The sequence below is a fragment of the Microbulbifer maximicatervae (SeqCode) genome, from assembly GCF_056231245.1.
This window is the reverse complement of sequence record NZ_CP174334.1, coordinates 1,624,597-1,650,655: the sequence shown is the minus strand read 5'-3', so window position 1 is coordinate 1,650,655 and position 26,059 is coordinate 1,624,597. Positions and strand designations below refer to the sequence as shown.

Sequence of the window (26,059 nt, the reverse complement as noted above, 5' to 3'; positions counted from 1 at the left end):
CTACTCGGAATCAGTATTTTCTGCGGGGACCGCAGTGCGTTTGGTTGGGGTGGTGATCTTGTTTTCTCGCAGCTTTCTCTGCCAGGCAGCAGTCTGCTTAACCACATCGTCCGGCTTCTTACCACGGCGGCGAATGGTCTGCTGTGGGCTGGCTAGGACATTTTCCAGTAGCGTTTCATCGGCGCTGGCTTCATGTACCGGATTAATCCAGGGCATGACCGGGGTAATAAAATCTACGTGCATTAGCGAGGATGGGTCGACATCTCTCGGTACTTTAAAAGCATCGGCCAGTAAGCCCATCTGCACCCAGCGCCGGGTTGCCGGTTCTACGATTTCCTCACAGAATTCCAGGCTAAGGGTTTCGTAGTTTGTCCACTGCTCTACCAGCTCCTGGCGCTGTGCGCTGTAGGTGCCGTTGTAGTTTTTGCTAATGCTGCTAAAGCTGGCCATGGTGCCGGCGGCAGCCATGCGGTGCATGGTTTCTAAAAATGGCGTTAGTAGACCGCTGGGGCGATTACTTTGAATGGTGCCGACAGATTCCCCGGGGCGGAGATCGTCATAGATGGCACCGGCACGGATATCGAGGGTGCGGTTTCCTTCATCATCCCAACTACCATCATGCTCGTACTCAGTAGGGCTGCCCTTTTGAATAAAACCCACCATGGCTGATGCAATCTTGGCAGCGACACGCTCGTTTTCTTCATAGTCTTTAATATCAGTAAGGCGATTCATTACCGCTGCAAAGATGGAAACCCCTCGGGTTTGGTGCAGCCTGCGTACAAATTTCAGGTGCTCGATATTTTCAGCGCTGTGGAGCCTGCGCTTCATACGCCAGTTAAATGAAGCCCCTGGATGTTCGTCGTACAGCCAAAACCCTGAAGGCTCGCCCCAGGCAGATTTCTGAATCCCTTGAACAATGCGTTTACTGGGATCGTTGTAATCCACCGGCAGAAAATCCGGCTCCAGGCATTCGATGGTGTAAGGCACCGGAGTGCGGTGCTTTAATCCGGGTACTGTGCCCTGCAGGTGCCGCATTAACGTTTCACCGTCTCTCAGCCAGGTATTACACAGAAGCCGCTGCGTTTTCCCCCAGCTAAACTGCCGAGTACATTCCGGGCGCCTTGCCCATTCCTTGTGGGCATCATTCATTTGGCTGGCAAAATCATCGTGGATATCGCCATCCCAAGTCTTCGGTTGGAATTCCACATCGATGCCGCGCGGGCCAACAATGTTGTTTACCAAGGTCGTGAGAATGCCAAAGGCAAAATCGTGGTTTTGCTCCAGATGCCGTGCCTGGCCGCGTAGGGTCTCCACACTGCCTTCCAGCACCAAATCCCCGCTGCGATTATCACCGGGGTTTTTTCTGAGCCGGCTGGGTCGCGCAGCTTCATAGGCTGCAGCAACCTCCAGGGCGCGACGAGCTTGCACACGGCGCAAGGCAGCCTCGGGCGCAAAAAATCCGATGACAGAATCTAATTTATTCATCAATTAAAATTCGCGTAGGCGGGCCCAGGGCGTTTGCCCGCGGCCTTTAAGGTTTCAGCAGTTGCGCGACGTTCCCACTCCTGACGCCCTGCACGGATTTCCTGTAGGTTCTCGGCAGTAAACTGGCGGCCATTGATTACCGTGGATTTACCGGCGAGCACGTCTATCTCGGCCTCGATATAGAGGTCGACCATTTCAGCTGCGGTTTTAGACATTTAACTATCCAGTAGGGAGCCGGCAGGTTGCGCTGGCCGCCGTGATTTTTTCGGGGCTGGCTTGGGTTGATCTGATGATTGACCGGGTTCGCTAAACAGGGTGCGCTGGCCCAATCGGGATTCGATAGTGGACCATTTTTTTCGTTATATTTGTGCATGCCCATGGCGTGGGCTGCGTGTAAGGCGTAGACCTCAGTATCCGTGCCCTCATTGGGCCTGCCGGGGCGCTGCTGCCAGGTTTCTCTGCCTCGGTTTTTCTTACTGGGTGCTTTTACCTCTGCGGTGACCTGCTCCCAGTAGTCCTGCCGTACATGCTTGCAGCTGTGCATATAGGCACTGGTGCCCAGCAGGCGCTTGGCAATTAGGTCTTTGGCCTTGTGGGTGCCAACGATATAAACCTTTACGCCGTAGCGGTCGGCTTTAGTCCGGCGCTTAGGGTTGTTGAAATCGACCTGCTTGGGCTGTGTGAATATTTCCTTGGTGCCGAAATCGTTACTGTCACCCTTAATCGCCATCACTAGCACACCACGATATTTTTTATCGCGGGTTCGCACCCAGTGATAAACCGCGTTACTGGTGCCGCCATCGGAAGAGTCAATACTTACCGCCGCTGCGCGGATCTCGCCGAAGCGCTCGTGCTTAAAACTCTGGAACACCAACTTATCCAAGGCTGCCCAGCAGTCATCTTGCTTGTCTGCGGTATCGCCATCGATCTCACCCCAGTACATCTGCCAGCTTTCTTCATTGCGGCCATAGACGCGAATGGTGATTGCGAGTCGATCGTGCTGTACATCAATGCCCACCGTTACGAGCAAGCCACCCTCAGGACAAACTAGCTCTGGATAATCCTCTGCCGCTTTCTGTAGTTCCTCATGGTCAAGCAAGCGACTGGCGGCGTACTGGTAGGGCCTGCCCAGTTTGTTGTTCTGGAAAACAATTCGTGCAGATTCATCGCCGCTCTTGGCTTCGTGCTCGGCTTCAAGGAAATCCTGCACCACATCGGCAAGACCAGTGCCGGGGATACAAACGTAAAGTTCCGATAGCTCCATAAAGGTCTCTATCGGTTCGATCTCATCTTGCTCAAAGTCTTCACCACATTGGGTTTTTACCCAGCCAGCAAAGTCATCGCCATTTTCCAGGGCAGTTTTGCAGGTCTGCAAAATATTGGCCTGGCGGCGGTAGTCATCCCATTTGCTGCCACAGTGCGGGCAGCCATACACAGCGCTTTCAGGCTGGTGCAAGCCGAATACCGGGTGCGGTGTGCCACCCTCTTTCTCCAACCAACTGACGTTTTCCCAGTCCAATACATGAGACTCACCACAGTCATGACAGGTAATCGGTAACACTCGCATGGTGCCGAGTTTGGTGTAGTGCTCCACCTGGGAAAGATCAGCAACCGCAGGCGTGCCACCGATAATTAATTTCTTATTGCGCATCCGCTTGAGGCGTTCGCGCAGGTGGCGAATGGAATCGCCCTGATCACCAACATCTTTGTTGGTATCGTCTGGCTCTTCTACATAGCCCCGACGAGCTGAAGTAGATTTCACATTGGAAATTGAGTTGGAGCCAATGGTGCGTACTTCACCACCGGGGAATTTCTTCCGCGTTGAATGGCTACCACCTTTGCGGCTGGTGGTGACATCGATCACCCGGTTCACTGCCGGTGAACCTTCGATAATCGGCACCAGCTTTTCATCCATAAACAGCCGCCCTTTTTCATCCTTGGGAAACAGCATCAGGATGCGGGCTGGCTCGGTTGCGGCAACTTTGCAAATATCGGTGGCCAGCAACACCGTCCAGCCAATTTGCGCGGCCTTCTGCATAACCACCATCCACGACACTGGATTATCCAGTGCGTGCATTACGCCCCAGAAATATGGCACATAATCGTTGCGGTAGTAGCCCGCGTTATCGCTATCCTCAGACGGCAGTTTGATATTTTCAGGCAACCACTCAATCAGTGGGACTTTAGGCTGTGGTATCCAGGTCTCCCGAACCTCCCTCACCAGCCTGCCCAGATTCGACCTCGTAACTGCCAATAGCTCTGAGGGCAGCGTCAATGTTTGGCTGTAGGGGTTCTCTGTCGACGGTAATGGCATACTGACTTTCGATAGCAATAACGATGCTTTCTACCGCTCCTAAAAATTCGTTCTTACCAATGGTGGTCCACTCCACCATCGCCTTACGCACAGACTCAATATCAAGGGTTAGCTGATCGTCTTTATAAAGCTCTCGCATTTTCAGTTGAGCATTCACCTCAGATTCAATAGCTTGGGCCATATCGCGACGACTGCGAGCGTCGCTGACCTGGCGGCCAGCAGCTTCTGTCCTAAGTCGCTCGCAGTATTCTTGAAACCAGACCCTATAACTGGCACCTTCAGTGAAGACCCCAGATTTGTAGTGCTTGGCAATAGCCGGTTGAGAGGCACCCACTAAGCGAGCAAATCCAGACTGAGTAGCCTGATCATTCAGTGATAGGTTGTCAGCCAAGGTATAACCCCCTAGGAAATTTCAGGTATCTGTTAAAAAAACGGGGTCCGAATTACCCGTGTGCTCCCCCCCTCAGGAGGACCCATTCAGCGCCTCTTTGCGGTCGCAATCGCATGGTCCATGGCTTTATCAAGTTCTAATGGCAAATGCCTACGAGCTATGCCGTCAGCAATCCGAAAGAAAGGAAAGCGCTTGCGGTAGTCTGGCTTTCCCTTTAGGAAAATAAGAATGGGCTTTACTGTTGGACGCCGTTTACCCCCAGCCCTTTTCCAAACACCCAACACTCCGTTTACCTTTCCTACAAAGTGCTTGCCTGTTGGCCCTTGAGTACTATTTGCCCTGCCCTTTTTGGTACCTGAACCAGCATGGAGTTCTGCCAGAATCTTCTTATAGGTACCTACCGAGATATTCCCATGCCGGTTTAGCCTTGCTGCTTTTCCATGTACGGCATACATACCTGCAGGCAGTACACCTAAATGCCGCAGGGCACGCTCAAATCTCTTATCGTTGCGCTTCATATCGATAACCGACGGCGCCAAGTATTTACTCGGTGCCGTGCCGTTGGTTGCTTGATCACGAATAAAAATCTTCGCAACACCCGAGCGCTTAGTGGCTTTCTTCACCAGTACGGAGTTCATTGTCAGTTTCGCTGGATTTGCAAAGATGCGCCCAATTGCTGCGCGCTCTTCTCCACGTATACGAAAGGCAACGTTATTTAGGGCAACCGAACTGGCATAAGGTAATTGCTTCTTCAGTTCAGCAGCTGCTCGATCAAACTTTGAGGTATCGAGCTTTACACTAACGTCCATCATCCCCGCCCTGCTGCTCTTGCAGCTTCAAGCGCTTGTGGTTGTAATACCAGTTCACAATGAACCCACCCAAAGCAATCAAGAAACCACCTACCGCCAATATCTCTTTTGCTGCATATCCACCAACTACAGCAGTACCCGCAGCAACCGTAGTGGTTGCACTGGCGACCTTCTGAACCATGGCTTCCCTCGCTGCCTCTTGAGCTACAGTGTTCACCGCTTAACCTCACTCACCCACGACTTCACAAAATAGAAACCGATGATGATGCTATAAGGCTGCACAACCACATCAACTAGCAGACCCTTTAGGTCTGCTACAAAAGGCGCGTTAAAAGCCATGGCCGCCGCAATAAATAAAACCAGCAACGCCCAAACCAATGTCACCAGAAAGGCAATTAATCTTCGCGCCCGGTTCTGCGGCTGCGTGGCCTCCAGGTATTTCAGATACCAACGAGATTTTTCCTCATTGGTAAACCACACCGCATCCACAGTATTCACAGTGGCATCCAGCACTTTGTTTGCCGACTCGGGGCCAGCAAATAAACCCTTAACTCCAGACCAAATACCCATCACGGATACTCCGGCACATAGTGCGTGATTGTTAGATTAAACTCATGAGGCAGCAGCTCTCGCAATTGCTGCATTGCCCTGCGGGATTGCGTCACCCACCAACTGCCGGGAGCCAGACTAGAGCCAACCCCAATGCAGCCCTGCACATCTGCAGCATAATTTGCTGTATGGATCAAGATTTTTGAACGACTAGGCACTTCCAGTAGCTCCCACACATTGGGGAACCTTGGTGAACTATAGGGATTACAGGAATAAACCCCTTCAGGAATACAGCTCTCGAAAGGACGATTACCTAACCACGGGCGCTCGACCGTATAAAACACACAGTCGCGCACCCTTAGCCGTCCCAATGTGGCATTAGGCCCATAGGCAAATCGCTGCAGATTGCAATTCATGAAGTTCTACTCGCAGAGTATTGGAATAGAAAACGGCACCCAAGTGAACACCGCCAAGTACAGAAAATCAAAGACTAAAAAATGAAAAAACCCGCACAAGGCGGGTTAAGAGCATGGTTAAACAATCTTTTTAAAAAGTAACTCTATGAAATACATAGACAAGCTAAATTAATCATATTCTTTAACCACAGATCAAACTTAAAGACACAGTCAATCTGATTAATTATCGTAAGCAGCACTCAGTAAATATGAAAGAGAGATAGAACCTGTTTCTACCATATCACCATATTCGCCTCTTGCCGTAATTTTAATGTCGTAATCTTCACTTCCATCTGACTCAGTAAATTTTGTAACATCAATATTTAACGGATCCACAAACAATGTATTACCAACATCGTAAGCAGGATAATATATAACTGACTCTCCTTTCCCATACCATAGCACATCAATAACAAACGCCTTTTCACCCCTAGTATTACCTGGCATGGCAACTACTTTATTTTTAAGTGACAATTTCACTCGACTATCATCTAATGTGAGCTTTTCGACATCAATCACCTTACTTGGATTTGCCGCTTTCAATTCTCCCTCAACAAAAGCTAGACGTTTTCCATACTCATACGCATCTCCATTAGCACCTAGCTCAACAAAACTTTCGTAATCAGATACAGCAACTTCAATGGCGACAAATTTACCATCTTCATTTAAACGATCAAGATTATCTACGCGCACATTAACCTGGCGGAATACCCAAGCATTATTAACTTTCCCGTTAAAAACCCAGCTATCCCCATTGGGATCATTACCACTAAATAAGTTTTTTACTAACAGTTTTGGTGCATGGGCGTACTCAATTTCCAAAGAAGTAAGAATAGGAGTAGCCCTAGGCTCCGCCTGCTCGACAGTCAACGTTACGGATTTAACATCATCCAGATCAAGCCCCGAATACTCAACCTCTCCTCCGCCTGAATAAAAATTCTGCAGTTCATACTTGAAAGTTTTCGCCTGAGCAACGCAGGCCAATAACGCCACAGAAACGACAAGTGTTTTAATTGCACTTTTAAATAACATAAAAATCTACTTATAAATATATTTAGAAATTGGACCAAAACAGAAAGCAACCTCAATGCACAGAGTTACTCTTTCCAATCTGGCAAACTAAAAAATCACAACAAGGTAAAACCACGACAAGAAATTGAAGTGGAAAATAGAGCTTCTATAGAAATAGAATTGCTACAGAAGAAAACCTTAAAAATAGCAGTATGAAAAACTCACCCTTACCCTCCCTGACAGAAAACACCTAGTAAATCCAGGTGGGAATTTTATAGCACAAACATGCCTCAGTAAATGATAAAAACCTAACTGGTGAGCCATTATTAGGACGATAGAACTAAGTAACCCAGTTAAAACCTTTACTCATAGAATTATCTACCAGCCGAGTTCAATATAAGTAAATTATACAAACTCCGATACCTGATAACAGACTAGGGAATGCCCGCATTCTCCATCACCTGAATAACATCCTGGATAGGAAACTTACCCAGACCCATCTTTGGTGGCACAGGCGGGCCATGTCTTCTATTAGGCAGCAGCCTCGTAGCGAAAAAATTAAGGGAAACAAAAAAACCCGCACAAGGCGGGTTAATTTTTATGAAATAAGTATCGCTACTGAGCAACTTTGGCCAGATTATTACTGACTTAGATAAATAGCGCACCTTAAGCTTTAAATCAAAAATAAGGGTGCAATTAAAGCTCGTAGGCCTCCATCAGAATGTCTCTCAGATAAAGGTGATGTGTCCCGACCATATTACCTTGCGCATCTTTAGCTTTAATGCTTACGACTGTTTCACCACCCTCAGGCTCAGGCTCAGACACCGTTGAAACTTCTAGCTCGTATGCCTCAAAAAACTTTGTCTCATCGCCGAAAGGTGCATTAAAGTGAAAAACTTTTTTTCCCTTTCCAAACCATAGTAATTCGATAACAAACACCATCTCACCATAGCTTGAATTTGGATCAAGAATTGGATTATCTCTTAGAGACATTTCAAACTGACTACCGTCAACTGTTAATGATTTGACATCAATAACTTTTCCTGGAGTCACATCAACCAATTCTCCAGCAGCAAGAAATATCATTTTGTCATAATTTAGTGGACTCTCTACCCCAACAAAGTTATCAACGTCTGAGGCAAAACCCTCAATATGAACATTCGTGCTACTTATCCTGTTAGTATCCAAGCCATTTACTACAACATCAAGCTGACGATACACCCAAGCGTCATCAACTGTTGCAAAAAGCTTCAAATTTTGATCATCCGCTTTAAAATTTCTTACTGATAGACTTGGTGCATCAGGGAAATTAATTTCCAATGAAGTAAGTATAGCTGGTACATAAGGATCAGCTTGATCGACTGTCAGAGTCACAGAGCTAGCACCCTCTAAATTTAGGCCCGGATACTTTAGCTCACCGTTATGTGAAAATAGATCCTGAAGCTCATACTTAAACGTTTTAGCTTCTGCACTAAGGGCAATTAGGGCCACAGAAACGGCCACTGCTTTAACGGCATTTCTAAAAAACATAAAAACTCACCAAAAAAATATATTGAATTAACTAGTGAAAGAAGAAGTAAAACTTACAGCACACCTTAAACTAAGTAAATTAAATTGAACTTAATTTAACATCCTTTTCCAGTACGATCTTACCAAATAAAGAAATTCAAAATTTCACGAACAATATCTTTCTCATTCACCAGAATTAATACAAACAGAACGCGTAAAAACCCAGCGCTTGATCACACTTTGTAAAACAGCCATTCAAAAAATACATAAAGTGCGATTAAAGCTTGAAGAAACTTACTGAGTTAACCAACTTCCAGGCACAAAAAAACCGGCTCAGTGGCCGGTTTAATTTTGCAAAGCAGAAAAACTGCACGCTAGGAAATTTATACCCCCTCAGGACAAAGCTGTCAACAAGCGGCTTTAAGCCGCCCTCTGTACTCCTGCACAATCTCAGAAACAGGCCCTAAAGCTCTTGCGGGTAAAGGGTCCAAGCGCCGTTGCAAACGTTTCCAAATTTTTACCCACTCCCTATCCCACCGCTTTTTGTCACACCCTAAAATTGTCCGCGCTTGGCCCAGGTCTATTAATCGGCCATTCACATCACGTAGCGCACACGCATTAATACAAAATAGCGCTAGCTGGCTAACCTTTTCTCGCGAGTGCGGCTCTTCCCATTTGTCGAACTCACTCATCAAGTACCGCAACAGAGCCGCTCGCTCTTTGATTCTTGAGGCTGGCGGGGCGTAGGCGGCCATGCCCCAGCAGTATGCCAATGGATCACACTCTCTCAACTTTGCGACTGCATCTTGGATTAATCCCTTTTCACAAGCGTCCATGATGCGGTTGCCGCTGTCCTTGGCTCCGGGGGTTTCTTTCGCAACTAGTGTTGGGGCTGCAACCCGGCAAATGACTTGGTTGGCCCTCCCCTGCACCTCTCCGCGAATTACAACTTTTCGCCCTCGCCCAGCTGAGGTAACCGTACTTCTGCCGCCCATGGCCTCATAATCAAATGCAGCTGTGGAGCTATCAAAGGCGTCGTGCCACGCTTGTCTAGCACTTTCGAATTTCATGTCATGCCCCCCAAGCAATTTTCTAGCAACCAAAAACCAACCACACACCCCGTCAAGCAGCCTTCGGCATACTCTCGTAGTAATCCTGAAATCGCCTTTCAGCTGCGTGCAAATTATCGCGGTGATAGGTGCCCAGGTAATTTATGTGGCCCTGGTTTATCCAGAATTGGGTAACCACCGTATTCGCGAACACAACCTCCACGAGGTGAGCGTACTTGGTGCGGAATACGGCTAGGGGGCTGATGGGGTTGGTTGTGGCAATCCTTGCGATGGCTTCTGGGATGGTGACTGTGCACATGGTGAGCGCTCCTTGGTGATTGAGTTTTACCAGCGTGTATCTGACAACAGGTCGTTAATCGATCGATCCCGCGTTTGTTTCGCCCCTTGCGCTTGGGGTGGCGGTGCTAGGCAGTTCTCGCGTTTTAGCCAGTTACGCCAGGTGGCAAGCCAATCGAGTTTTACGCCCCGCTGGCCGGGTTGGGATATCCAATAATCGCGGAAGCTTTCGGCAATGTCGTGGATTCTGGGAATCAGGTCTGGGCGGAGGCGTTGGGCTTCGGTGCGGAATTTGTCTGTGAGAACCCAGTTTCCAGGCAAGCGTGTGCCGCGTTTGGAGTTGGCGCGATTTGGAACTGTGCCTCTCTCTACTGGTTTCTTATTGGTTCTTACTGGTTCTATAGAGAAGGACGTGTTGTCATTTTCACCGGTTGGGTGCTCAGATTTCACCGGTTCGTGTTTTATTTTCACCGGTGAAGATTTTTCACCGGTGAAATCATTGCACCGGTTTACGTGTAAAAAGAGGTCATAATTGGTTCTGCGCCCATTGGATTTTTCGGCGCTCAGGTAGCCCAATTCTTCCAACTCTTCGATGGCATTAATCACCGAACGCTTTGTGCATTGCGCAACATCGGCCAGGTAGGAATTACCCGGATCACACTGCCCCGTGTCACTGTTATGGCAATCGGCCAACGCAATCAAAACCAGCTTTGCGGTTGGTGTTCTAGTCCTGCGTTTAATGGCCCATGCAGCGGCTTCAAAGCTCACCACGCACCTCCTGTATAAATTTCCATATAGCGCACCTGATTACCGCCCTACACCACAAGCAGCAAAATTACCAAGTCACAACAGAGGGATTTGGTAATGATCAATAATTCGGTTTCATCGACTAGCTTGCATGTTGGATGTCTGCGAGCTGTTCGTATCTCTCCGGATACAGAGACTCAAGTTCAGAAATCTCTCCGTCAGATGCTTTACGTAATCTCTCGGCCAAACCACGGCCAACTGCGCCACGCGCAATTGCAATCTGCTTAAAGTTGGCAAAAGTAGTACCAGCCAGCTTGGCAACTTGCTCCACTCTCTCTTTTGGATACGCGTAGTAGAACTGTCGTGGTGTCATTAGTTAGCCCTCTTTGACGAGACAATAGGGAATTACTATTCCTCCGTCAATAGTAATTCCCTAATACCTGTTAGTGTTTTACTAATGGCATAATTAAGCGATGGAAATCAAAGACATCCGCAAAGACAACCTCAACCTGCTAACTGATAAGTACGGCAGGAACGCTATTTCTGAGAAGCTGGGCTACCCAGACAACAATTACATCAACCAGCTCTGCGGCGGGCATACCAACATTGGCTCCCGTACTGCCAGGAAAATTGAAACTGCTCTTGGATTGAAAACTGGCTGGATGGATTGGCCGCAAGCTAACGAGCCCGACACATCTATCTCATCAGATAATGTGACAAGAGGTCCTGAAATTAAGGGGCGCATTCCACTTATCAGCTGGGTCCAAGCTGGAAAGTTTTGCGAAGCAATGGATCTTTTACAGCCAGGCGATGCCGAAGAATGGCTACCCTGCCCTACGCCTCACTCTGACCATGCTTATGCACTTAGAGTAAAAGGTGACAGCATGGCAAGTCCGTACCCAGGGCAAAGGAGTTACCCAGAGGGAATCATAATCTTCGTAGACCCAGAGAAAGCCGTGGTGAACGGTAGCCGCGTAATCGCCCGCTTAAATGGTGAGGCTACCTTTAAGACTTTTGCAGAGGACATGGGGCGTTTATTTCTGCGCCCGATCAACCCGAACTATCCCACACTCGACATTACAGATTTAGAAGTTACTTTTTGCGGTGTAATCATTGGATCTTTCTATCCAGAATAACCTGCTCTAAACACTCCTCTTCAGACAGCGGTTGCACGCAAATCATGCGACCGCTAACTCAAACTTCACTGCATATTTTTCCTCTTCGGGCCTTTTGCAACACAAGCAAATAACTTAGTGGCGCGTAAACACTCTCAAATAGTGTTTTTCTATTGACCACAAAATAGTGTTTTACTATTGTCGCCTTATCGACAACTAGTAGGGCACCCAAATGCACTCAACGATCAATGTCACCCCTCTGGCCCCACGCCAGGCCGAAGCGCTGGCATATCGAGCCCGAGGCCTCTCCAACAGGGAGACCGCAGCAGCTATGCGGTGCTCCGTAGCCAATGTCACCAACTTGCTGGCTGAATGCTTTTACAAACTGCATGCCCGCAATAGCACTGAAGCGGTGGCCAAAGCGGTTAAACACGGATTAATTCAATTTGCTCTGATCGCCTCAATTCTTAGTGGCATTGGTACGGATGCGCAGGAGCAGTTGCGCACTCGCATGCAGCGCCGCCCCACCACTCAAACTATCCGCATTCGCAATAACTACGAGGGCATCGTATGACCGCCACAGTCTATGTACTCCCAAAAGCTCAAATCCAAAGTGACAACCATCGCCCCAGTGGTAAATCCGGGCCAATTATCGCTAGCAGTCAAAAGCATCACCGCGCGATAAAAGCATCGCTAAAGCCCACACCGGCATCCTCCTCACAGTGTGACGATTGGCCCCCGTTTGGAGGTGATGCGGCATGACTTATTTCACCTCAAAGCAGAGCGTGGAAACTCTACTTACTGTAGCCAACGGTTACTCCGGCGCTAGCGCAATTGCTGCACAGGTATTGCTTTCAGCCTGGAATAGCAATGATTTCACCGTCCCCGTTGCAGAACTCTCTCTGCTAGATGGTGACAACTATCAGCACGCACTTAACGTAATCACGCTTCGCTACATGGGCAAAGAACCCCAAAGCGTTATTGCGCATGGCGAGAAAAAATTTCGCACCCTTCAGGTCGAGTGGTCTCACCTTGAAACTCAGAGAAAAGGTGCAGCATGAACCAGTTGCAGCAGCTACCGCGAATACACTGCGCCCACTGCGGAAAACCCGCAGAGCCGGTATTCAACGGGAAGCTGTTATTGCGCGGCTGGAGTTGTCAGCTTTGCAAATATTGGGAGCCGGCAATTGGCAGGGAACGGAAGTTCAAAAAAATAGTAGGGACGAACCATGAATGAATTCTCCCAACTACTACAAATCACTCAAGACCTAATGGCCACGGTAGAAACCCAGCAGTTACAAATAAACGGTATGCAAGAGCAAATAGCCGCACTCTCCGAAGCCATCCAATGCCAACCATCGGAAAAAAATTTGAAGGACCAGGAGGCAGCGTGAAAAAGGAAAAACTCTTCACCATCACCCAGGCAGCCCGAACTTTAGAAATGGGCAGAAACAACCTGTTAAAGCTACTGCGAAATAGCGATCTTTTGCACAGCCGTGAACCTATGCGCAACTCACCGACAAAGGCCGCCGTACAGCAGGGACTGCTGGTTGCAGAGAATGATGAATATAACCGTGGCCCGGTGAAGGTGCCGTATATCAATACCAAAGTGACATCGAAGGGCATGGTGTGGATTCGGGATCTGATCGAAAAAAAATCCATCTGCCAAGCTAGCTAGAAATTTAACCGCGCCCCGGCGCATTCAGCCAGAGGTAACCATCCTTGGGCTGCCGGTATGGAGCCCATTTTTTAAAATGGGAAAATCCAATGGAAAGATACGCACTGCTTACTGGCACCTACAACCTATTGATGGGGGGCATCAAAGATTTCAAGCGCTCCTACCCCACTGAAAAAGAGGCCTTCGAAGAAGTACAGCGCATCGCTCAAAATGACCCCTTTACCCACTGGGCTCAGATATTCGACAAGAAAACTGACAATGCAAAAATTTATCGCATAGTCGACAAAAAAATTATTGAAGAGAAGCCCAAAGACGGCCCTCACCCAGAATCAAAACCCAAGGCAGAACCGCAATACGCTTGATCTTAATTAAAAATAGTTTTCTCAGCCCGCCAAGTGCGGGCTTTTTAGGTAGAAGACAACAACGCGAGGGATATGCGATGAGCAAGCTACTAACCAAGCATGAAATAGCCCGCCTCACCGGTGCTGGTGTAAATAATACTGAAGAACAAAAACGTGTTCTGGACGCAAACAAGATCCCTTACGTACTTAAAAAAGATAAGTCCCCCGCCCTAACCTGGGATATGGTTAATCAGGCCACTCTGGCCCGTAGTACCTCAAAACCAACCCTACCAGGTGCTAATCTGCCAGAAGGCTTTAACCTGGGAGCAGCTAACTAATGGGCAGGCGTCGCAGACCAGAAAATTCATGGATGCCGCCATATGTAGAGCGGTACAAAGACGAGTATCGTGTCAATCGTCGCGGGCATCCAACAAAGCACCTGGCTAAACATGATGCCAGTAGGTCAGAAGTTTGGGGAGCTTACGAGCGCTATCAAGCTGGATTGGAGGAAAAAGCCTTCACGTTTTCAGATTTGATTGACCTTTATTTCGCATCACCCCAGTACACGAAACTCATCAAACCCCAGACTCAGAAAGATTATTTACGCTACAGCCAGCGAGTAAGAAAAGTTTTTGGGGAAATGCAGCCCGACTTGATTACTTCGCCATTGGTTCAGATGTTTGTAGACGCCCGAGGGGCCGAACACCCTGCGGCAACCAACCGCGAGCGAACTTTCCTTAGCATTGTTATGAAGTGGGGAAAGGCACGAGGATTTGTCAAAATTGAAGACCCCACTACCGTAATCAAAACGCTCAAGGAAGGACCAGGGGGACGCTACATAGAGGATTGGGAATACCAAGCGTTCAAGCAATGGCTCAGCGAACGCGGCCATGTTATGCATCGGTGCGCCATGGAGATTAGCTACTTATGCGCCGCCCGCCAGCAAGATGTACTCGCCCTGACCCGCGCTGACATACGGGAAGATGGTCTATTAGTTGTCCAAGCAAAAACGGGCAAAGCTCAGCTGAAACTCTGGAGTCCAGCATTACGGGAAGTTGTTGACCGCGCTCTCAATGCCAACATTCGCGCGCAAGTGCAAACTACTCACCTCATCCGCAATCGTGCCGGACGTGCCTACACTCGCACCGGGTTTAATTCAGTCTGGCTTAGAGAGCAACGGGCAGCTCTGGCAGCCAATGCCATAAAAGAGCGGTTCCGCTTTCACGATCTGAAAATTAAAGCTGTCAGCGACTTTGAAGGGGATGTACAAAAATTCAGCGGTCACAAAACTCGCAGCATGGCAGAGCGCTACAATCGCACCCCCGACAGAGTGGTTTCGCTCAATAATCCAAGTTCGAAAAAGCGCCGTTGATACTGGATAGGCGTACAGACAGACTATGAAGAAGTTGGGCCAGTGTACGAAATTACCACACTGAATTACCACACTGGCGCCCAAAACTAAAAAACCCCGCACTCGGCGGGGTTTTAAGTCCTTGATAAACAAGGAAGAATCTGGGGTGGCCGACGGGGATCGAACCCGCGACCTCAGGAGCCACAATCCTGTGCTCTACCAACTGAGCTACGGCCACCATAAAAGTGATATACTTCAGCACCTTGTGGCAGTACTGATTGCCGGATACCTCTTGCAGCCAATCTGGCTTCAGACTAAGTCCTTTTTGCCAAACCAGCACCATCTTGTGAAGATGGCACGCCCGGCAGGACTCGAACCTGCGACCATCCGCTTAGAAGGCGGATGCTCTATCCAGCTGAGCTACGGGCGCAAGGTGAACCCGGAAAATTGGTCGGGGCAGAGGGATTCGAACCCCCGACATCCTGCTCCCAAAGCAGGCGCGCTACCAGACTGCGCTATGCCCCGTTTTTCCAATCATTCGCACCTCTTTGACCCTGTTAACCGCCCCGTAGGTGGTTGTGTAAGTCGCTGTAGCTGCGAAGTGCGTGCATAGTAATGATACCCCCGGCCCATGTCAACGCTTCTAAGCTATTATTTTTAAAGAAGTTTATCCTTTTGCCTATCTGGGCCCAGAAGTGGCGAAATTATTTCCAACCTGTGCGAAAATGGCGCACTTCGCGAATCCGACCGGATAAAAAGTAAGCGTTTTTAAAAATCGCCGGCTTCCGCCCTTCTATATAAAGTAGGTGCTGAAGCAGATTCCGGTCTATTAGCCATCGATTTTTTACTGTTAGAGATAGTATCTATGTCTGCACTGGTTCTGGACGGCAAGGCCCTGGCACAGAAAACTGAAGAGGAACTCTCGGCTCGGGTAGCCGTACTAAAGGAAAAGAGTGGTGGCCAAACGCCAATCCTGGCGACCATTCTAGTAGGTGATGACCCCGCCTCTGCCACTTACGTAAAGATGAAGGGCAATGCCTGCCGCCGAATCGGCATGGACTCCCTCCAGGTGGAACTGCCCTCCTCCACCACCACTGAGCAGCTGCTCGCCAAGATCGAAGAACTCAACACCAACCCCAACGTCCACGGCATTCTGCTCCAGCACCCGGTACCGGCGCAGATCGATGAGCGCGCTTGTTTTGATGCGATCAGCCTGGAGAAAGATGTAGACGGTGTAACCTGCCTGGGCTTTGGCCGTATGGCAATGGGTGAAGAGGCCTATGGTTGCGCGACTCCTAAAGGAATTATGCGCCTGCTGGAAGCCTACAATATTGAACTGGAAGGCAAGCACGCCGTGGTTGTGGGTCGCAGCCCCATTTTAGGTAAGCCGATGGCGGCCATGTTGTTGAATGCCAATGCCACCGTGACTATCTGCCACTCCCGCACCCAAGACCTGGCCGAACATATCCGCCGCGCCGATATCGTAGTGGGCGCCGTGGGCAAGCCTGAGTTTATCAAGGCCGAGTGGATTAAGGATGGCGCGGTGGTTGTGGATGCCGGTTACCACCCCGGCGGTGTCGGCGATGTCGAGCTGGGCCCGCTGACTGAGCGCGCTGCCGCTTACACCCCGGTACCCGGCGGTGTTGGTCCCATGACCATCAATACCCTGATCTATCAATCTGTCGATTCCGGTGAGCGTAAAATTGGCTAACCTGATTCGTCTAGATAAAGCGGTCAGCCAGGTCACCGACCTCTCCCGCACTGATGTAAAGCGCGCCGCTTGGGCGGGGCGCATTACCGTCAATGGTGAGGTGGTCACCAATGCGGCTACCAAAATACAAGTCAGTGATGAGTTGTGCCTGGATGATGAGCCCCTGCACGAGCCGGGGCCCCGCTACATTATGTTGAACAAGCCCCTGGGCTATGTCAGTGCCACCAAAGATGGCGAGCACCCTACAGTGCTGGACCTGATTGATGAGCCTAACAAGGAAAAGCTGCATATTGCCGGGCGCCTGGATATTGATACCACCGGCCTGGTGCTACTTACCGATGACGGCCAGTGGTCCCACAAAGTGACCTCCCCCAACCACCATTGCGACAAGACCTACTACGCTCTGTTGGCCGAGAAAATTGAGGAAGATGCCGTGGCCAAGCTTGCCAAGGGTGTCTGGCTCAATAACGAAAAGAAGAGAACCAAGCCCGCCAAGCTGGAGATCCTCTTTGCCAACGAAGTGCGCATCACCATCGGTGAAGGGCGCTATCATCAGGTGAAGCGTATGTTTGCAGCCCTGGGCAACAAGGTATTGGAGTTGCACCGGGAAAAGATCGGCGAAATCATCTTGGATGAAGAACTTCAGGAAGGTGATTACCGCCTCCTGACCCCTGAAGAAATTGCCTCTATCAATTAAAAAAAGATATGTCAGCCCTTCTACATCAGGAACTTATCCAGGCCCCAGAGGAAACCCTGTGGATCGCCGATGAAAACAGCAAGCCCCTCTTACACCAGGAGGGGTTTCATTTTGCCGGGGATTTAATCAGTAACCGCTGGGATATTGCCGAACTCGCCGAAAATACGGTGAAGCGGAGCTTCTTCAATGATTTCCACTTTGAAGAACTGGACCGCAAATACCGCCGTATTGTCTACGCCGTTTCGAAAGAGAAGGCCGTAGTTCACCATATTATTGATTGCGCACCCCACTTCCTCGGTGAAGGTGGCGAGTTGGTTCTGCTGGGTGAAAAGCAAAGCGGAATCAAAAGCTACGCCGCCAAAGTGGCCGAGCGCCTGGGTACCGCCAAGCACTTGCAAAAAAACGGCAACGACTACCTGAGCAGTAATGTTGTCGCTCACGAGGACACCGGCAATCCAGTCAGTGAGCTTCAGTACGCCCAGTTACAGAAGCTGCCCGAGCTTGGAGACCTCTACTCCAAGCCGGGATTGTTCGGCTGGAACAAAATCGATAAAGGCAGTGCTCTCCTCGCCCAGCAATTAACGACTGAGTTGCCTCAGGACGGTTCTCGTATTGTTGATCTCGGTTGTGGTTATGGCTACCTGAGTATGCAATTAGCCGCTTTGGGTAAATATCATTTTACCGCTACGGATAATAACGCCGCTGCTCTATTGGCCTGCCGCAAGAATTTTACCGAACAGGGAATCGAAGGCATCGTTGTGCCCTCTGATGCAGGCTCTGAACTGGAGAGTGAAATCGCCGATCTGGTGCTGTGCAACCCACCTTTCCACCAGGGCTTTCAGGTGGAGGGAGATTTGACCGATCGCTTTCTGCAACAGAGTGCGCGGATTCTCAAAGATTCCGGCGCTGCGATTTTTGTGGTGAATGAATTTATTCCCCTTGCGAAAAAAGGGCCCCGCTATTTTTCCCAGGTGGATTTGATCACTAAAGAGCAAGGATTTTGCGTATACCGTCTGCGCCCCTAAGAGCTAGGGGCGCAGGCCGGCAGCAGTCGCCTGGAAACTGGATTAAAGGCTAGTAATCGCGCAGATTAAACAAGTTCATCGACAGCGTATGCTCTTCCAACTCTTCGAGTTGTCGCAATCGTTCGAATGCATCTCGTGCCGATGGGGTTTCAGCGCCCTGGGCTAGATCCCGATATTGATCGGCCAGGTAGATCTCGATATCCATGGCCAACTTGGCAATCTGCTCCAAGTCTTCAATATCAATGCCGCGCAAGCGCTGCAAAAATTCTTTCTCTCGCCCTTCCGGGGCAAATTGCACCCAGGTATGTAGGGCTCCAGGGGGCAGGTCTGCATGGAAATTTTCCAGTGAGTGCTTCATGGAATCTTCCCGTCGTCGCAGCTGATCCAACAGCAACTCGACCCGTTCATTGGTGGCAAGCTGCTCATACTCTTCGTATTGCAGCGCCAACTTGGCATGAAAATCCCTTCCTTCCTGAATCACTTCCTCAACAGTTTTGTACCGCATCAATCGATCCCGGCAGAACACTTCGCTCACCTTGAGTATAGTCACGAGGTGACAAAGGGCGCCAATGAATATCACTATTAAAGTGACAGGGATTTTAGGAGCCGGCCTCTGTGGGGGCTATCGAGATCAGCGAAGCTGGCTCATGCGGAAATCCAGGCGCCGATTGGGGTTGGCGGGATTGATCTTTTCTGGGGCCCTGGCCGCCAGCTCACCTTTGCGCAGAGTTCCTCTGCTCACTGCCAGGATATGATTCTCATACTGGGGCATATAGGCCATCCAGGCGCCGCCGAGTCGCTCACGCATAGCTTTGTCGCGCCAAGCGCTGTTCAGTAGCTCGGGCCTATCCCCGAAGTTACTGACCAGCACGCCATCTTTATGAAGCAGGCGCATCAGGCTGGAGCACCAGGATTTATCGGCGGTAACCGCTCGCTGCGCTACGCCGTCGCAGTGCCCAAATAAGTCGTCGATTACCAGGTCGAAAGTGCTGTGAGAGGGTCGCTTCAAGTGGTCGCGCACAAAGTCACAGGCATCCGCACACACCAGCTCAACATCGCGTACGCCAAAGAAGCGACGGGCAATATCCAGGTGCACCGGGTCCAAATCTACGCCGACAATACGCTTAGCGGAGGTGAACGCCTGCAAAAGGCGAATCAGGGCACCACCACCGACGCCGAGTACCAATACCGAATTCAAGCGCTCTTCAGGGAGGAAGAATGCCGGTAGCAGCAATAACTCCCAAAGGGAGCCCTTGAGGGGATCGCGGGGATTCCACTGAGAATGGAAAACCCCATTGCTGTAGAGGCGCACACTGGCGCCATGGTTGCGCACCTGGTAGCAGGTATCGCCAACCTGCTTTTGCCAAAGCAGCGCCATCAGCTCGCCGGGAGGTCTGAGGACTCGAGCAATACCCGGGCAAATTCCTGTAGGCCCGCCAGGTCTTCCTCGCTAAAGCGCGCCACACTGGGGCTATCGATATCCAACACTCCCAGGCAACGACCCGCGTCATCATACAGTGGCACCACCACCTCTGAGGCCGACACAGCATCGCAGGCGATATGGCCGGGGAACTGATGCACATCGTCTACCAATTGGGATTCACCGGTCGAAACAGCAGTGCCGCAAACACCGGCGCCCACTGGAATCCGGGTACAGGCAGGCTTGCCCTGGAAGGGCCCCAAACGCAATTCATCACCGTAGAGGAAATAGAAACCGGCCCAGTTGATATCTTCCAACTCCATAAACAACAGCGCACTGGCATTGGCGGTGTTGGCCAGCCAGTCTCGCTCTCCAGAAAGCAATCCTTCCAGCTGCCCATTTAAGGTGGTGTAAAACTTGTTCAGCGACATACCTAGCGCCCCTTGCCCACTTATAATTTCAAATCGTGTCAGCTAAAACTGGCAAACCCGCAAAACAGTATCCTGCGGGAGGCAGGTATTTTGCGGGCTTTGGCGAGGGAATCAATATGCAGAGTGCAAAATTACTGGTAGGGATCGACCACTGCGGGTTCTTCACCGGTCTCACCACGATACTCATCGGCATCTACAGTTGGGCGAGACCACTCGCTTTCATCATTGTTGCTACGAGTGTTCGACTGGATAGCTGGCGGCGCGCTGGTAACGTCTGACTGCATCAGGTTGCGCGACTTTTCAAAGCGGTCTTCCACTTTCGGCTTGGGCGCAACTTGTGCGGAGTTGCCGCTACCTTCGCGGCGAATGCGGTTAGCCATAGCACTGAGATTAGGGCGGCGGCGCTCCGCAAGCTTCACGGCTTCCAATTCACTGTTCAGGCGGTTGATCTCCGCCTGTAAATCACCCATCTGCGCTTGAAGTTCAGTAATCTGGGTCAACACGCCTTTTACTTTACGGCTTTCCTTCTCGTACATCACGGCGGCGCCGCCAAAGGCCAACGCAAAAATGACCAGGATGGAAAACTGACGCATAGCAAACTCCGGAAACTGCACTTGTTATTCTGAGGGGCATTTTTACAGCATATTTTTTCTATCTTCCGAGAAATTGCGCATAAAAAACAAGTTCAAACGCCCGCCGACACCTTGATAGTCACCATTCCATAAAAACGAACAATTAAAATTTATCGAATAGCGACATATTCACACTAATGTCCCAGCCAACTCCCCAATCTCAACCGCCTCCTGATCCACATAGCGATTGCTGTCTGAAATTGCTGGCAGCAGAGTGCTGTCTGCGTATTGGCAACCAATCGCTTGCACCAGCTTTTGCCCCACCTTTTCCGCCTGCTCCGGAGCATGGGCTTTTCCCGTGCGCAAAAAATGCAGTAACAGATCGTAGCCCGGGCGCCAGCACTGCAAGTCGGGAAAGCTCTTTCTCAGCGCTGCGGCAATCCGCAATCCCTCATAGTCCAGATCCCCCCAGAAAAATGTTGGAACAGTTCGGGATTCCCCATCGTGCCACCAGCTTAGGAATTGTTGCCGGATATTTTCACTAACCACATTAATAGTGCTGAAGCGCACCCTCTCCCCATTGCGAATCCGTTCTGCACCGCCCTGGTAGCCCTCGCTATAAACCAGCGCAGCACGACTGGGTTGCAGCTCCGCCAAGCTAATAAAAGTGTCCTGGTTTTCGATAAAAATGACCTGCTCAAATTGCCTGGGCAGGTAGGCGTGGAGTAAAAGCTGGCGCTCCTGGATTTTACGGCTCAGGTCAGGATAGAGATTGCGCACCAGAGATTGACGGCTGGGTATTTCCAGGTATTTGGAATCCCCTTTAAAGCAGCGTGCAGCTAATTGTCGCCAGGAAATTTTATCGGCAAAGATCAGCTCTTTGCCGACGGAAACCCAGCAAGCAATAATTTCTTCGACGGAATCAAACCCCGGTTGGAGCTCCAAGCCTTCGAGGGGAAAAGCGGCGGGATTTTCAAAGCGATCGACATAGGGTTCCAGCAGGCTGGTCCAGGCGGATTGGCGAACGGTAGGGGATGGGCGATTGAGCCACAGCCGTAGCTGTTCCTCGCTGGCATCCCGAAAAATCAATTGGGCCCCCTGCCACTCGGCAATACCCGGCCGCCTTTTCGGATTCGGTTTTACCGTAAAACACTGGTATTCCCGCGCAAAGTGCTGCAATTCATTCCACAGCTCCTGCTCGTCTTGGTCGGGGTCCCTGAGGGGCTCCAACACTTCCAACCAGCGCTTGCTGCCAGCGCGCAAATCCAACCTGAAACTAATGCGGGCTTCCTTGCCGCGTTCCAGCTGGCTGTCCCGCCGATCCAGAATAAAATTCAGGATGCCGATTAACAGCGGGTTTTCCTCTACCCAATAGGGCAATGTCTTTTCCATCGGTTGCCTCCCTGCCAATGGAGGGGTTTCCCCCGAAAATACCTATCCCTCTACTTCTACCAGGTCCATAAAATCCAGCGATGCCTGTTGGCGAATCGTGCGGCGGTGGTTGGCCCAGAGTTCGGCGATACGCTCCTGGTTGCACACCTTGCGATCGACATACACTCGGGTATTCAGCTGGCCGATGGGCTTGGTACTGGGGCACTTGCTGAATACAAACTGATTCGAGATCAGATCCATAAAAGGCCCGGATTTACTGCTGGGCATAATAAACAGCAGCTGTAGCCCCAGGGTTTCAGTCAGGTAACGGATCACTTCCTTGGAGCGGGACTCATCCATTTTGGAGAAGGCCTCATCCACCAGCACCATTTGCAAATGGCTGCCGCTTTCACCAAAGCGGAAGGCCGAAGTGACCGCTGCGGAGCGGATAATATAAGCCGGCGTTTCCAACTGACCGCCAGAACCGGTGCCGTACTGGCTGAGCGCAATCGGCTCCTTGCCTTCCGGTTCCTTATAGATCTCATAGCTGCGGTAGTTGCGATAGTCGCTGATTCGATCCAGCTCGCGCCGCGCTACCTGCTCGTCTTCACTCAGCAGCATACTCAACAGGCGATCCCGCACCTTGCGGTGCTTGGGCGCCAAGTCCGTGTCGAACAGGCTCTGCTCCTCACCCAGATTCGGCAGTTCAATTACCGCCTTAAAGAAGCTCCAGTACTCCTTGAATTCCGCCACCCACTGGTAGTCGAAACGGAAGCGCTCGCGGTCGGCGCCAAAGCGGTGGTGTTCCAGCTCTTTGTTCAGATCATCCAACACGCGCTTACCATCGTTAATGGACTGGTAAATAGCGTGGCACAAGTGGGTTACAAAAGTGGTGTTAAAGGATTTTTTCAATCCCAGCAGTTGATCGTGGCGCTCCACCAACAGGTTATTCTTCAAGCGGTTGCGCAGGGTCTCTACCTGATCGCCGAGACCGCTGATCAACTTGAACAAACCATCTTTGTGGCCGCCACTCAAGTCTGGCTCAAATACCAGGGTATCGACGCTGGCACAGGTGGCGTTGTACTCCATCACCGCGCGATCCAACTGGCGACTGTATTTCTCCAGCTGCCCCTGCCAACTTTCGATATCCGCTGAGAAGTCGAAGTTGTCAGCTGCGCGCTCTACCTGCTCATCGGCAGTAACCAGTACTTGCTCGGCATCGAAAGTGGGGTCGATGGCGGTAATACGCCTTACCATTTCCTCGCTGTCACTGGCGGCATCGTCCAGGGACTCCAGCTCGCCAGACAGCGCGTATAAGAGTTTGTCGTTGCTTCTTAGCTTGGTCTCCAGAGAGCCATGTTTGCGCTGGAGGTCCGACAGCTGCTTTTGCTGATCTTTGAGCTGGGCCTTGAGTTCATCGACCTGCTGCTCGAACTGCTCGAAGTCCTTCAGGTCCAGGTTTTCCAGAGCCCGCTCGGCGCTGCGCCATTCCCGCTGGGCCGCCAGGGCGGAATCCACAATGGACAACAGCTTGATATTCGCCAGTCCGCGCACCGCGTTGGTGACTCGGCGGTAGAGCTGGTGGCGCTCGTTGACGTGGGCGGCCTCTTCCAGCAACTGCTCCATAGCGCGCTGCTGCGCCGCCAGTGCGCGGGCGCGGGCGCCCTGGCCGAATACCAGCTCGGCATCGTCCATATCGCAGCGCCACATGCTGTAGTTGCCACTGGCCATACCGTCGGCAGTCAGGCCCCGGCGGGTGCCGCGCAGCTCGTGTTCATCCTCCACCTGAACCACGGCACCGTAAGAGGCGCGCAAATAGTGCTCGGCAGTTTTATGGGTGAACTCCATCAGTTCGATAATGGAGCCCGACGGCATATCCAGGCGCTCCGCATCGCGGCGGGCTTTATCCCCCTGGATCACGCGGGCGCGGTTGTTGCGCCCGGGCAGGCTGCGCACGATGCGAATCGCGCGGGCCTCGTGTTCCGGCTCCACAATAATCGAGAAGCGCGCGCCGCCCAAATAGCCTTCAATCGCCATCTGCCAGCGCTCATCCAGCACTTCCACATAATCACACAGGACGCGGGGCTCCGCCTCTGGGCACTGCTCGCGAATTGCGGCCAGGGCCACTTCCACCGATTGGGGGTAGCGCACGCGGTTAGCCTGGAGATGCTGAATGCGGCTCTCCTGGGTGCGCAGCTGCTTTTGCAGTTGCTGCACTTTTTGCTCCCAGCGGGAGGCCTGCTGGGCAATCTGCTCTTTGGGGGAAACCTCATCACTGGCGCCAGCTTTACCACTGCTATCTAGCAGGTCGAAGAGGCGGTTCTGTAGGGCCTCACTGCTGGCGGCACGCTCGCGCAGTGGCTCCAGTGCGGCCAGATCGATCCAGTCCTTGCCCAGCAACTTGTGCAAATCCGGCAGGTCTTCCTCGCGGGCCACCTGCTTAATTGCCTGCACCAGTGCCTTATCGGAGAAGGCGGGAATTTCCAGCTCGGCGGAGGTGGAGTTGAGTAGATTTAATAATTCTTCGGCGGCCTCGCGGTTCTCGCGCCAGCGGGCCTCTTCGGCAGACATGGGGGTGTGCTGCTGGGACAGCAGGCTCAGGGCATTGCTAATGCGCTGTTCCAGTTCGTCCTTATTGCGCAGCGCATCGATACCCAGGCGCTGGGCTTGAAGCTCTACCAGCTGGCCATTGAGTTGCTCGACGCGCTCGGAAGCGACGCGCAGTTCGCGCTCATTGTTGTCCAGATCACTGCGCAGTTTTTTCTGGTCGTTCTTACCGCTCAGATAACTCTTTTGCACCCGCTGCTGGCGGTGGCGTGCGCACAAATATTCCTGCACCCGCAACTGCAACCACTGCTCCCGGTAGAGCTCTACCGACTGGGCGATGGCCTCCAGGGAACTGACCCGCTCCACAATCTGGCGGGCTTCCTGCTCCATGCTGTGAATGGTTTTCATCAGCTCGGATACGGAGCGGATGGCATCACCCAGATCGCGCTTTTCCAACACTTCCTGGGCGACAAAATCATTGATGCTTTTTACCGGCTTGTAGGCCATAAAATTGGCAAAGGTGCGCGCGGCGTGCATGGCCTCGCGATCGGAGACCGCATCGCGGCGTCCGCGCAGGGCACCGTAAAGGCGGCGCAGGTAGGCCTTTTTCTTGTCGTACTGCTCTACTTTTTCGAACTGCTTGCTCAGGACCTGGTTGAATTTATCCAGGGGCAGCAGGTGTTTGCCATCGGTGTAATCCCGGACAAAATCTCCCATCACCAACTGTTCGCCGGGGAATACGAAAAAGCGCAAATCACTTTGGCGAGCCTGGGCGGGTTTGCTGCTGTTATCCAGGTGTGCGCGAATCCCCATCACTGCGGTAAAGGGCTCAGCGTCGTCTTCACCGCTGGTGGGATGAAAAATACCGGCGATGTAACAGTCGGTGGGCTCGACACGGGCGTAACTGCCGTCGTCACAACCCAGTACATAGGAAGCTAGCGTCCGCACCTGCTTGCCACCGCGCCCGCGCTGGGTGGTTTCATCCTGTCCCGGGTTAAACGTAAACAGAGTATCGTGGGCGGCGGTCATCAATGTCTGGATAGCATCGGCCGCAGTAGTTTTACCGGAACCGTTGCCACCGGAAAACAGGTTGATCGGGCCGAAATCATATTCCAACTGCGGGATATTGCCCCAGTTAATCAGGATCAGTTTTTTTAGGAACATAGTCTTTTCAAAAAAACGGT

General features: G+C 51.2%; 32 protein-coding genes and 3 tRNA genes. 12 read left to right on the top strand and 23 right to left on the bottom strand.

Annotated elements, in window-relative coordinates; all coding sequences use genetic code 11:
* The 14 genes from ACJJIS_RS07155 to ACJJIS_RS07090 all read right to left on the bottom strand — a co-directional run bounded on the left by ACJJIS_RS07155 (nucleotide 1) and on the right by ACJJIS_RS07090 (nucleotide 10,989).
* A complete protein-coding gene (locus ACJJIS_RS07155) occupies nucleotides 1-1,485 on the bottom strand; it encodes a phage portal protein (RefSeq protein ID WP_475709839.1) in 1,485 nt (494 codons plus the stop codon).
* Nucleotides 1,485-1,700 (bottom strand): DUF6148 family protein, encoded by a 216-nt coding sequence (locus ACJJIS_RS07150; protein WP_444933587.1) that lies wholly within the window; start codon nucleotides 1,698-1,700, stop codon nucleotides 1,485-1,487. Before ACJJIS_RS07150 ends, ACJJIS_RS07155 begins: the two co-directional genes overlap by 1 nt.
* Nucleotides 1,649-3,706: a terminase gpA endonuclease subunit gene (locus ACJJIS_RS07145; RefSeq protein ID WP_475709838.1), complete on the bottom strand. Its 2,058-nt coding sequence runs from the start codon at nucleotides 3,704-3,706 to the stop codon at nucleotides 1,649-1,651. The genes ACJJIS_RS07150 and ACJJIS_RS07145 overlap by 52 nt, the downstream gene beginning before the upstream one ends.
* Nucleotides 3,669-4,190, bottom strand: coding sequence for a hypothetical protein (locus ACJJIS_RS07140; RefSeq protein WP_475709837.1), 522 nt, complete (start codon nucleotides 4,188-4,190; stop codon nucleotides 3,669-3,671). Before ACJJIS_RS07140 ends, ACJJIS_RS07145 begins: the two co-directional genes overlap by 38 nt.
* 86 nt (nucleotides 4,191-4,276) lie before the next feature.
* Nucleotides 4,277-5,002, bottom strand: a complete 726-nt coding sequence (locus tag ACJJIS_RS07135) for a hypothetical protein (RefSeq protein ID WP_475709836.1) — start codon at nucleotides 5,000-5,002, stop codon at nucleotides 4,277-4,279.
* A complete protein-coding gene (locus ACJJIS_RS07130) occupies nucleotides 4,989-5,216 on the bottom strand; it encodes a holin (protein ID WP_475709835.1) in 228 nt (75 codons plus the stop codon). Before ACJJIS_RS07130 ends, ACJJIS_RS07135 begins: the two co-directional genes overlap by 14 nt.
* Nucleotides 5,213-5,569 (bottom strand): hypothetical protein, encoded by a 357-nt coding sequence (locus ACJJIS_RS07125; RefSeq protein ID WP_475709834.1) that lies wholly within the window; start codon nucleotides 5,567-5,569, stop codon nucleotides 5,213-5,215. The genes ACJJIS_RS07130 and ACJJIS_RS07125 overlap by 4 nt, the downstream gene beginning before the upstream one ends.
* Entirely contained in the window at nucleotides 5,569-5,964 is a 396-nt protein-coding gene (locus ACJJIS_RS07120) for a DUF5675 family protein (protein ID WP_252472899.1), read from the bottom strand. Before ACJJIS_RS07120 ends, ACJJIS_RS07125 begins: the two co-directional genes overlap by 1 nt.
* 219 nt (nucleotides 5,965-6,183) lie before the next feature.
* Nucleotides 6,184-7,035, bottom strand: coding sequence for a hypothetical protein (locus ACJJIS_RS07115; protein ID WP_475709833.1), 852 nt, complete (start codon nucleotides 7,033-7,035; stop codon nucleotides 6,184-6,186).
* Nucleotides 7,036-7,710: 675 nt separating this feature from the next.
* Entirely contained in the window at nucleotides 7,711-8,544 is an 834-nt protein-coding gene (locus tag ACJJIS_RS07110) for a hypothetical protein (RefSeq protein ID WP_475709832.1), read from the bottom strand.
* Nucleotides 8,545-8,930: 386 nt separating this feature from the next.
* Nucleotides 8,931-9,593 (bottom strand): hypothetical protein, encoded by a 663-nt coding sequence (locus tag ACJJIS_RS07105; RefSeq protein WP_475709831.1) that lies wholly within the window; start codon nucleotides 9,591-9,593, stop codon nucleotides 8,931-8,933.
* A gap of 52 nt (nucleotides 9,594-9,645) precedes the next feature.
* Nucleotides 9,646-9,891 carry a hypothetical protein gene (locus ACJJIS_RS07100; protein WP_413662507.1) on the bottom strand — a complete coding sequence of 82 codons (246 nt, stop codon included), beginning with the start codon at nucleotides 9,889-9,891 and terminating at the stop codon, nucleotides 9,646-9,648.
* 26 nt (nucleotides 9,892-9,917) lie between these two features.
* Entirely contained in the window at nucleotides 9,918-10,637 is a 720-nt protein-coding gene (locus tag ACJJIS_RS07095; protein ID WP_475709830.1) for a helix-turn-helix domain-containing protein, read from the bottom strand.
* Between the two features lie 121 nt (nucleotides 10,638-10,758).
* Complete coding sequence (locus ACJJIS_RS07090) at nucleotides 10,759-10,989, bottom strand: hypothetical protein (RefSeq protein WP_475709829.1); 231 nt, start codon at nucleotides 10,987-10,989, stop codon at nucleotides 10,759-10,761.
* Nucleotides 10,990-11,089: 100 nt separating this feature from the next.
* Between ACJJIS_RS07090 and ACJJIS_RS07085 the strand changes: the two genes are divergently transcribed.
* From ACJJIS_RS07085 to ACJJIS_RS07045, 9 genes are all read left to right on the top strand, one after another.
* Nucleotides 11,090-11,752 (top strand): LexA family protein, encoded by a 663-nt coding sequence (locus ACJJIS_RS07085; protein WP_475709828.1) that lies wholly within the window; start codon nucleotides 11,090-11,092, stop codon nucleotides 11,750-11,752.
* Between the two features lie 211 nt (nucleotides 11,753-11,963).
* Complete coding sequence (locus ACJJIS_RS07080) at nucleotides 11,964-12,305, top strand: response regulator transcription factor (protein ID WP_475709827.1); 342 nt, start codon at nucleotides 11,964-11,966, stop codon at nucleotides 12,303-12,305.
* Complete coding sequence (locus ACJJIS_RS07075) at nucleotides 12,302-12,493, top strand: hypothetical protein (RefSeq protein ID WP_475709826.1); 192 nt, start codon at nucleotides 12,302-12,304, stop codon at nucleotides 12,491-12,493. Before ACJJIS_RS07080 ends, ACJJIS_RS07075 begins: the two co-directional genes overlap by 4 nt.
* The gene (locus ACJJIS_RS07070) at nucleotides 12,490-12,792 is read left to right on the top strand and encodes a DUF7673 family protein (protein WP_475709825.1); all 303 of its coding nucleotides are present in this window, start codon (nucleotides 12,490-12,492) and stop codon (nucleotides 12,790-12,792) included. The genes ACJJIS_RS07075 and ACJJIS_RS07070 overlap by 4 nt, the downstream gene beginning before the upstream one ends.
* Nucleotides 12,793-12,960: 168 nt before the next feature.
* Complete coding sequence (locus tag ACJJIS_RS07065) at nucleotides 12,961-13,125, top strand: hypothetical protein (protein ID WP_475709824.1); 165 nt, start codon at nucleotides 12,961-12,963, stop codon at nucleotides 13,123-13,125.
* Nucleotides 13,122-13,409, top strand: a complete 288-nt coding sequence (locus ACJJIS_RS07060) for a phage antirepressor KilAC domain-containing protein (RefSeq protein WP_475709823.1) — start codon at nucleotides 13,122-13,124, stop codon at nucleotides 13,407-13,409. The genes ACJJIS_RS07065 and ACJJIS_RS07060 overlap by 4 nt, the downstream gene beginning before the upstream one ends.
* 89 nt (nucleotides 13,410-13,498) lie before the next feature.
* Complete coding sequence (locus tag ACJJIS_RS07055) at nucleotides 13,499-13,771, top strand: hypothetical protein (protein ID WP_475709822.1); 273 nt, start codon at nucleotides 13,499-13,501, stop codon at nucleotides 13,769-13,771.
* A 77-nt stretch (nucleotides 13,772-13,848) separates the two neighbouring features.
* On the top strand, nucleotides 13,849-14,088 hold the full coding sequence (locus ACJJIS_RS07050) for a hypothetical protein (RefSeq protein WP_475709821.1): 240 nt from the start codon (nucleotides 13,849-13,851) through the stop codon (nucleotides 14,086-14,088).
* Nucleotides 14,088-15,122: a tyrosine-type recombinase/integrase gene (locus ACJJIS_RS07045; RefSeq protein WP_475709820.1), complete on the top strand. Its 1,035-nt coding sequence runs from the start codon at nucleotides 14,088-14,090 to the stop codon at nucleotides 15,120-15,122. Before ACJJIS_RS07050 ends, ACJJIS_RS07045 begins: the two co-directional genes overlap by 1 nt.
* A 141-nt stretch (nucleotides 15,123-15,263) precedes the next feature.
* Here ACJJIS_RS07045 and ACJJIS_RS07040 read toward each other — a convergent pair.
* The 3 genes from ACJJIS_RS07040 to ACJJIS_RS07030 form a co-directional block, all read right to left on the bottom strand.
* Nucleotides 15,264-15,339 (bottom strand) — tRNA-His (locus ACJJIS_RS07040).
* 115 nt (nucleotides 15,340-15,454) lie between these two features.
* Nucleotides 15,455-15,531: transfer RNA gene (locus ACJJIS_RS07035), tRNA-Arg, on the bottom strand.
* An 18-nt stretch (nucleotides 15,532-15,549) separates the two neighbouring features.
* Nucleotides 15,550-15,626 (bottom strand) — tRNA-Pro (locus ACJJIS_RS07030).
* A 340-nt stretch (nucleotides 15,627-15,966) separates the two neighbouring features.
* Between ACJJIS_RS07030 and folD the strand changes: the two genes are divergently transcribed.
* The 3 genes from folD to ACJJIS_RS07015 are packed head-to-tail and all read left to right on the top strand — an operon-like array spanning nucleotide 15,967 to nucleotide 18,534.
* A complete protein-coding gene (gene folD, locus ACJJIS_RS07025) occupies nucleotides 15,967-16,812 on the top strand; it encodes a bifunctional methylenetetrahydrofolate dehydrogenase/methenyltetrahydrofolate cyclohydrolase FolD (protein WP_445358093.1) in 846 nt (281 codons plus the stop codon).
* Nucleotides 16,805-17,509, top strand: a complete 705-nt coding sequence (rsuA, locus tag ACJJIS_RS07020) for a 16S rRNA pseudouridine(516) synthase RsuA (RefSeq protein ID WP_282932200.1) — start codon at nucleotides 16,805-16,807, stop codon at nucleotides 17,507-17,509. The genes folD and rsuA overlap by 8 nt, the downstream gene beginning before the upstream one ends.
* Before the next feature lie 8 nt (nucleotides 17,510-17,517).
* Complete coding sequence (locus tag ACJJIS_RS07015; RefSeq protein ID WP_475709819.1) at nucleotides 17,518-18,534, top strand: class I SAM-dependent methyltransferase; 1,017 nt, start codon at nucleotides 17,518-17,520, stop codon at nucleotides 18,532-18,534.
* Between the two features lie 49 nt (nucleotides 18,535-18,583).
* Here ACJJIS_RS07015 and ACJJIS_RS07010 read toward each other — a convergent pair whose 3' ends face one another.
* From ACJJIS_RS07010 to ACJJIS_RS06985, 6 genes are all read right to left on the bottom strand, one after another.
* Nucleotides 18,584-19,039, bottom strand: coding sequence for a hypothetical protein (locus ACJJIS_RS07010; RefSeq protein ID WP_282932198.1), 456 nt, complete (start codon nucleotides 19,037-19,039; stop codon nucleotides 18,584-18,586).
* 126 nt (nucleotides 19,040-19,165) lie between these two features.
* Nucleotides 19,166-19,912, bottom strand: coding sequence for a spermidine synthase (locus ACJJIS_RS07005; RefSeq protein WP_475709818.1), 747 nt, complete (start codon nucleotides 19,910-19,912; stop codon nucleotides 19,166-19,168).
* On the bottom strand, nucleotides 19,912-20,385 hold the full coding sequence (msrC, locus tag ACJJIS_RS07000) for a free L-methionine (R)-S-oxide reductase MsrC (protein ID WP_475709817.1): 474 nt from the start codon (nucleotides 20,383-20,385) through the stop codon (nucleotides 19,912-19,914). The genes ACJJIS_RS07005 and msrC overlap by 1 nt, the downstream gene beginning before the upstream one ends.
* 131 nt (nucleotides 20,386-20,516) lie before the next feature.
* Nucleotides 20,517-20,978 (bottom strand): hypothetical protein, encoded by a 462-nt coding sequence (locus ACJJIS_RS06995; RefSeq protein ID WP_108735279.1) that lies wholly within the window; start codon nucleotides 20,976-20,978, stop codon nucleotides 20,517-20,519.
* Between the two features lie 168 nt (nucleotides 20,979-21,146).
* A complete protein-coding gene (locus ACJJIS_RS06990) occupies nucleotides 21,147-22,349 on the bottom strand; it encodes a Wadjet anti-phage system protein JetD domain-containing protein (RefSeq protein WP_413662524.1) in 1,203 nt (400 codons plus the stop codon).
* Nucleotides 22,350-22,391: 42 nt separating this feature from the next.
* Nucleotides 22,392-26,039, bottom strand: coding sequence for an ATP-binding protein (locus ACJJIS_RS06985; protein ID WP_475709816.1), 3,648 nt, complete (start codon nucleotides 26,037-26,039; stop codon nucleotides 22,392-22,394).
* Nucleotides 26,040-26,059 lie beyond the last annotated feature (20 nt).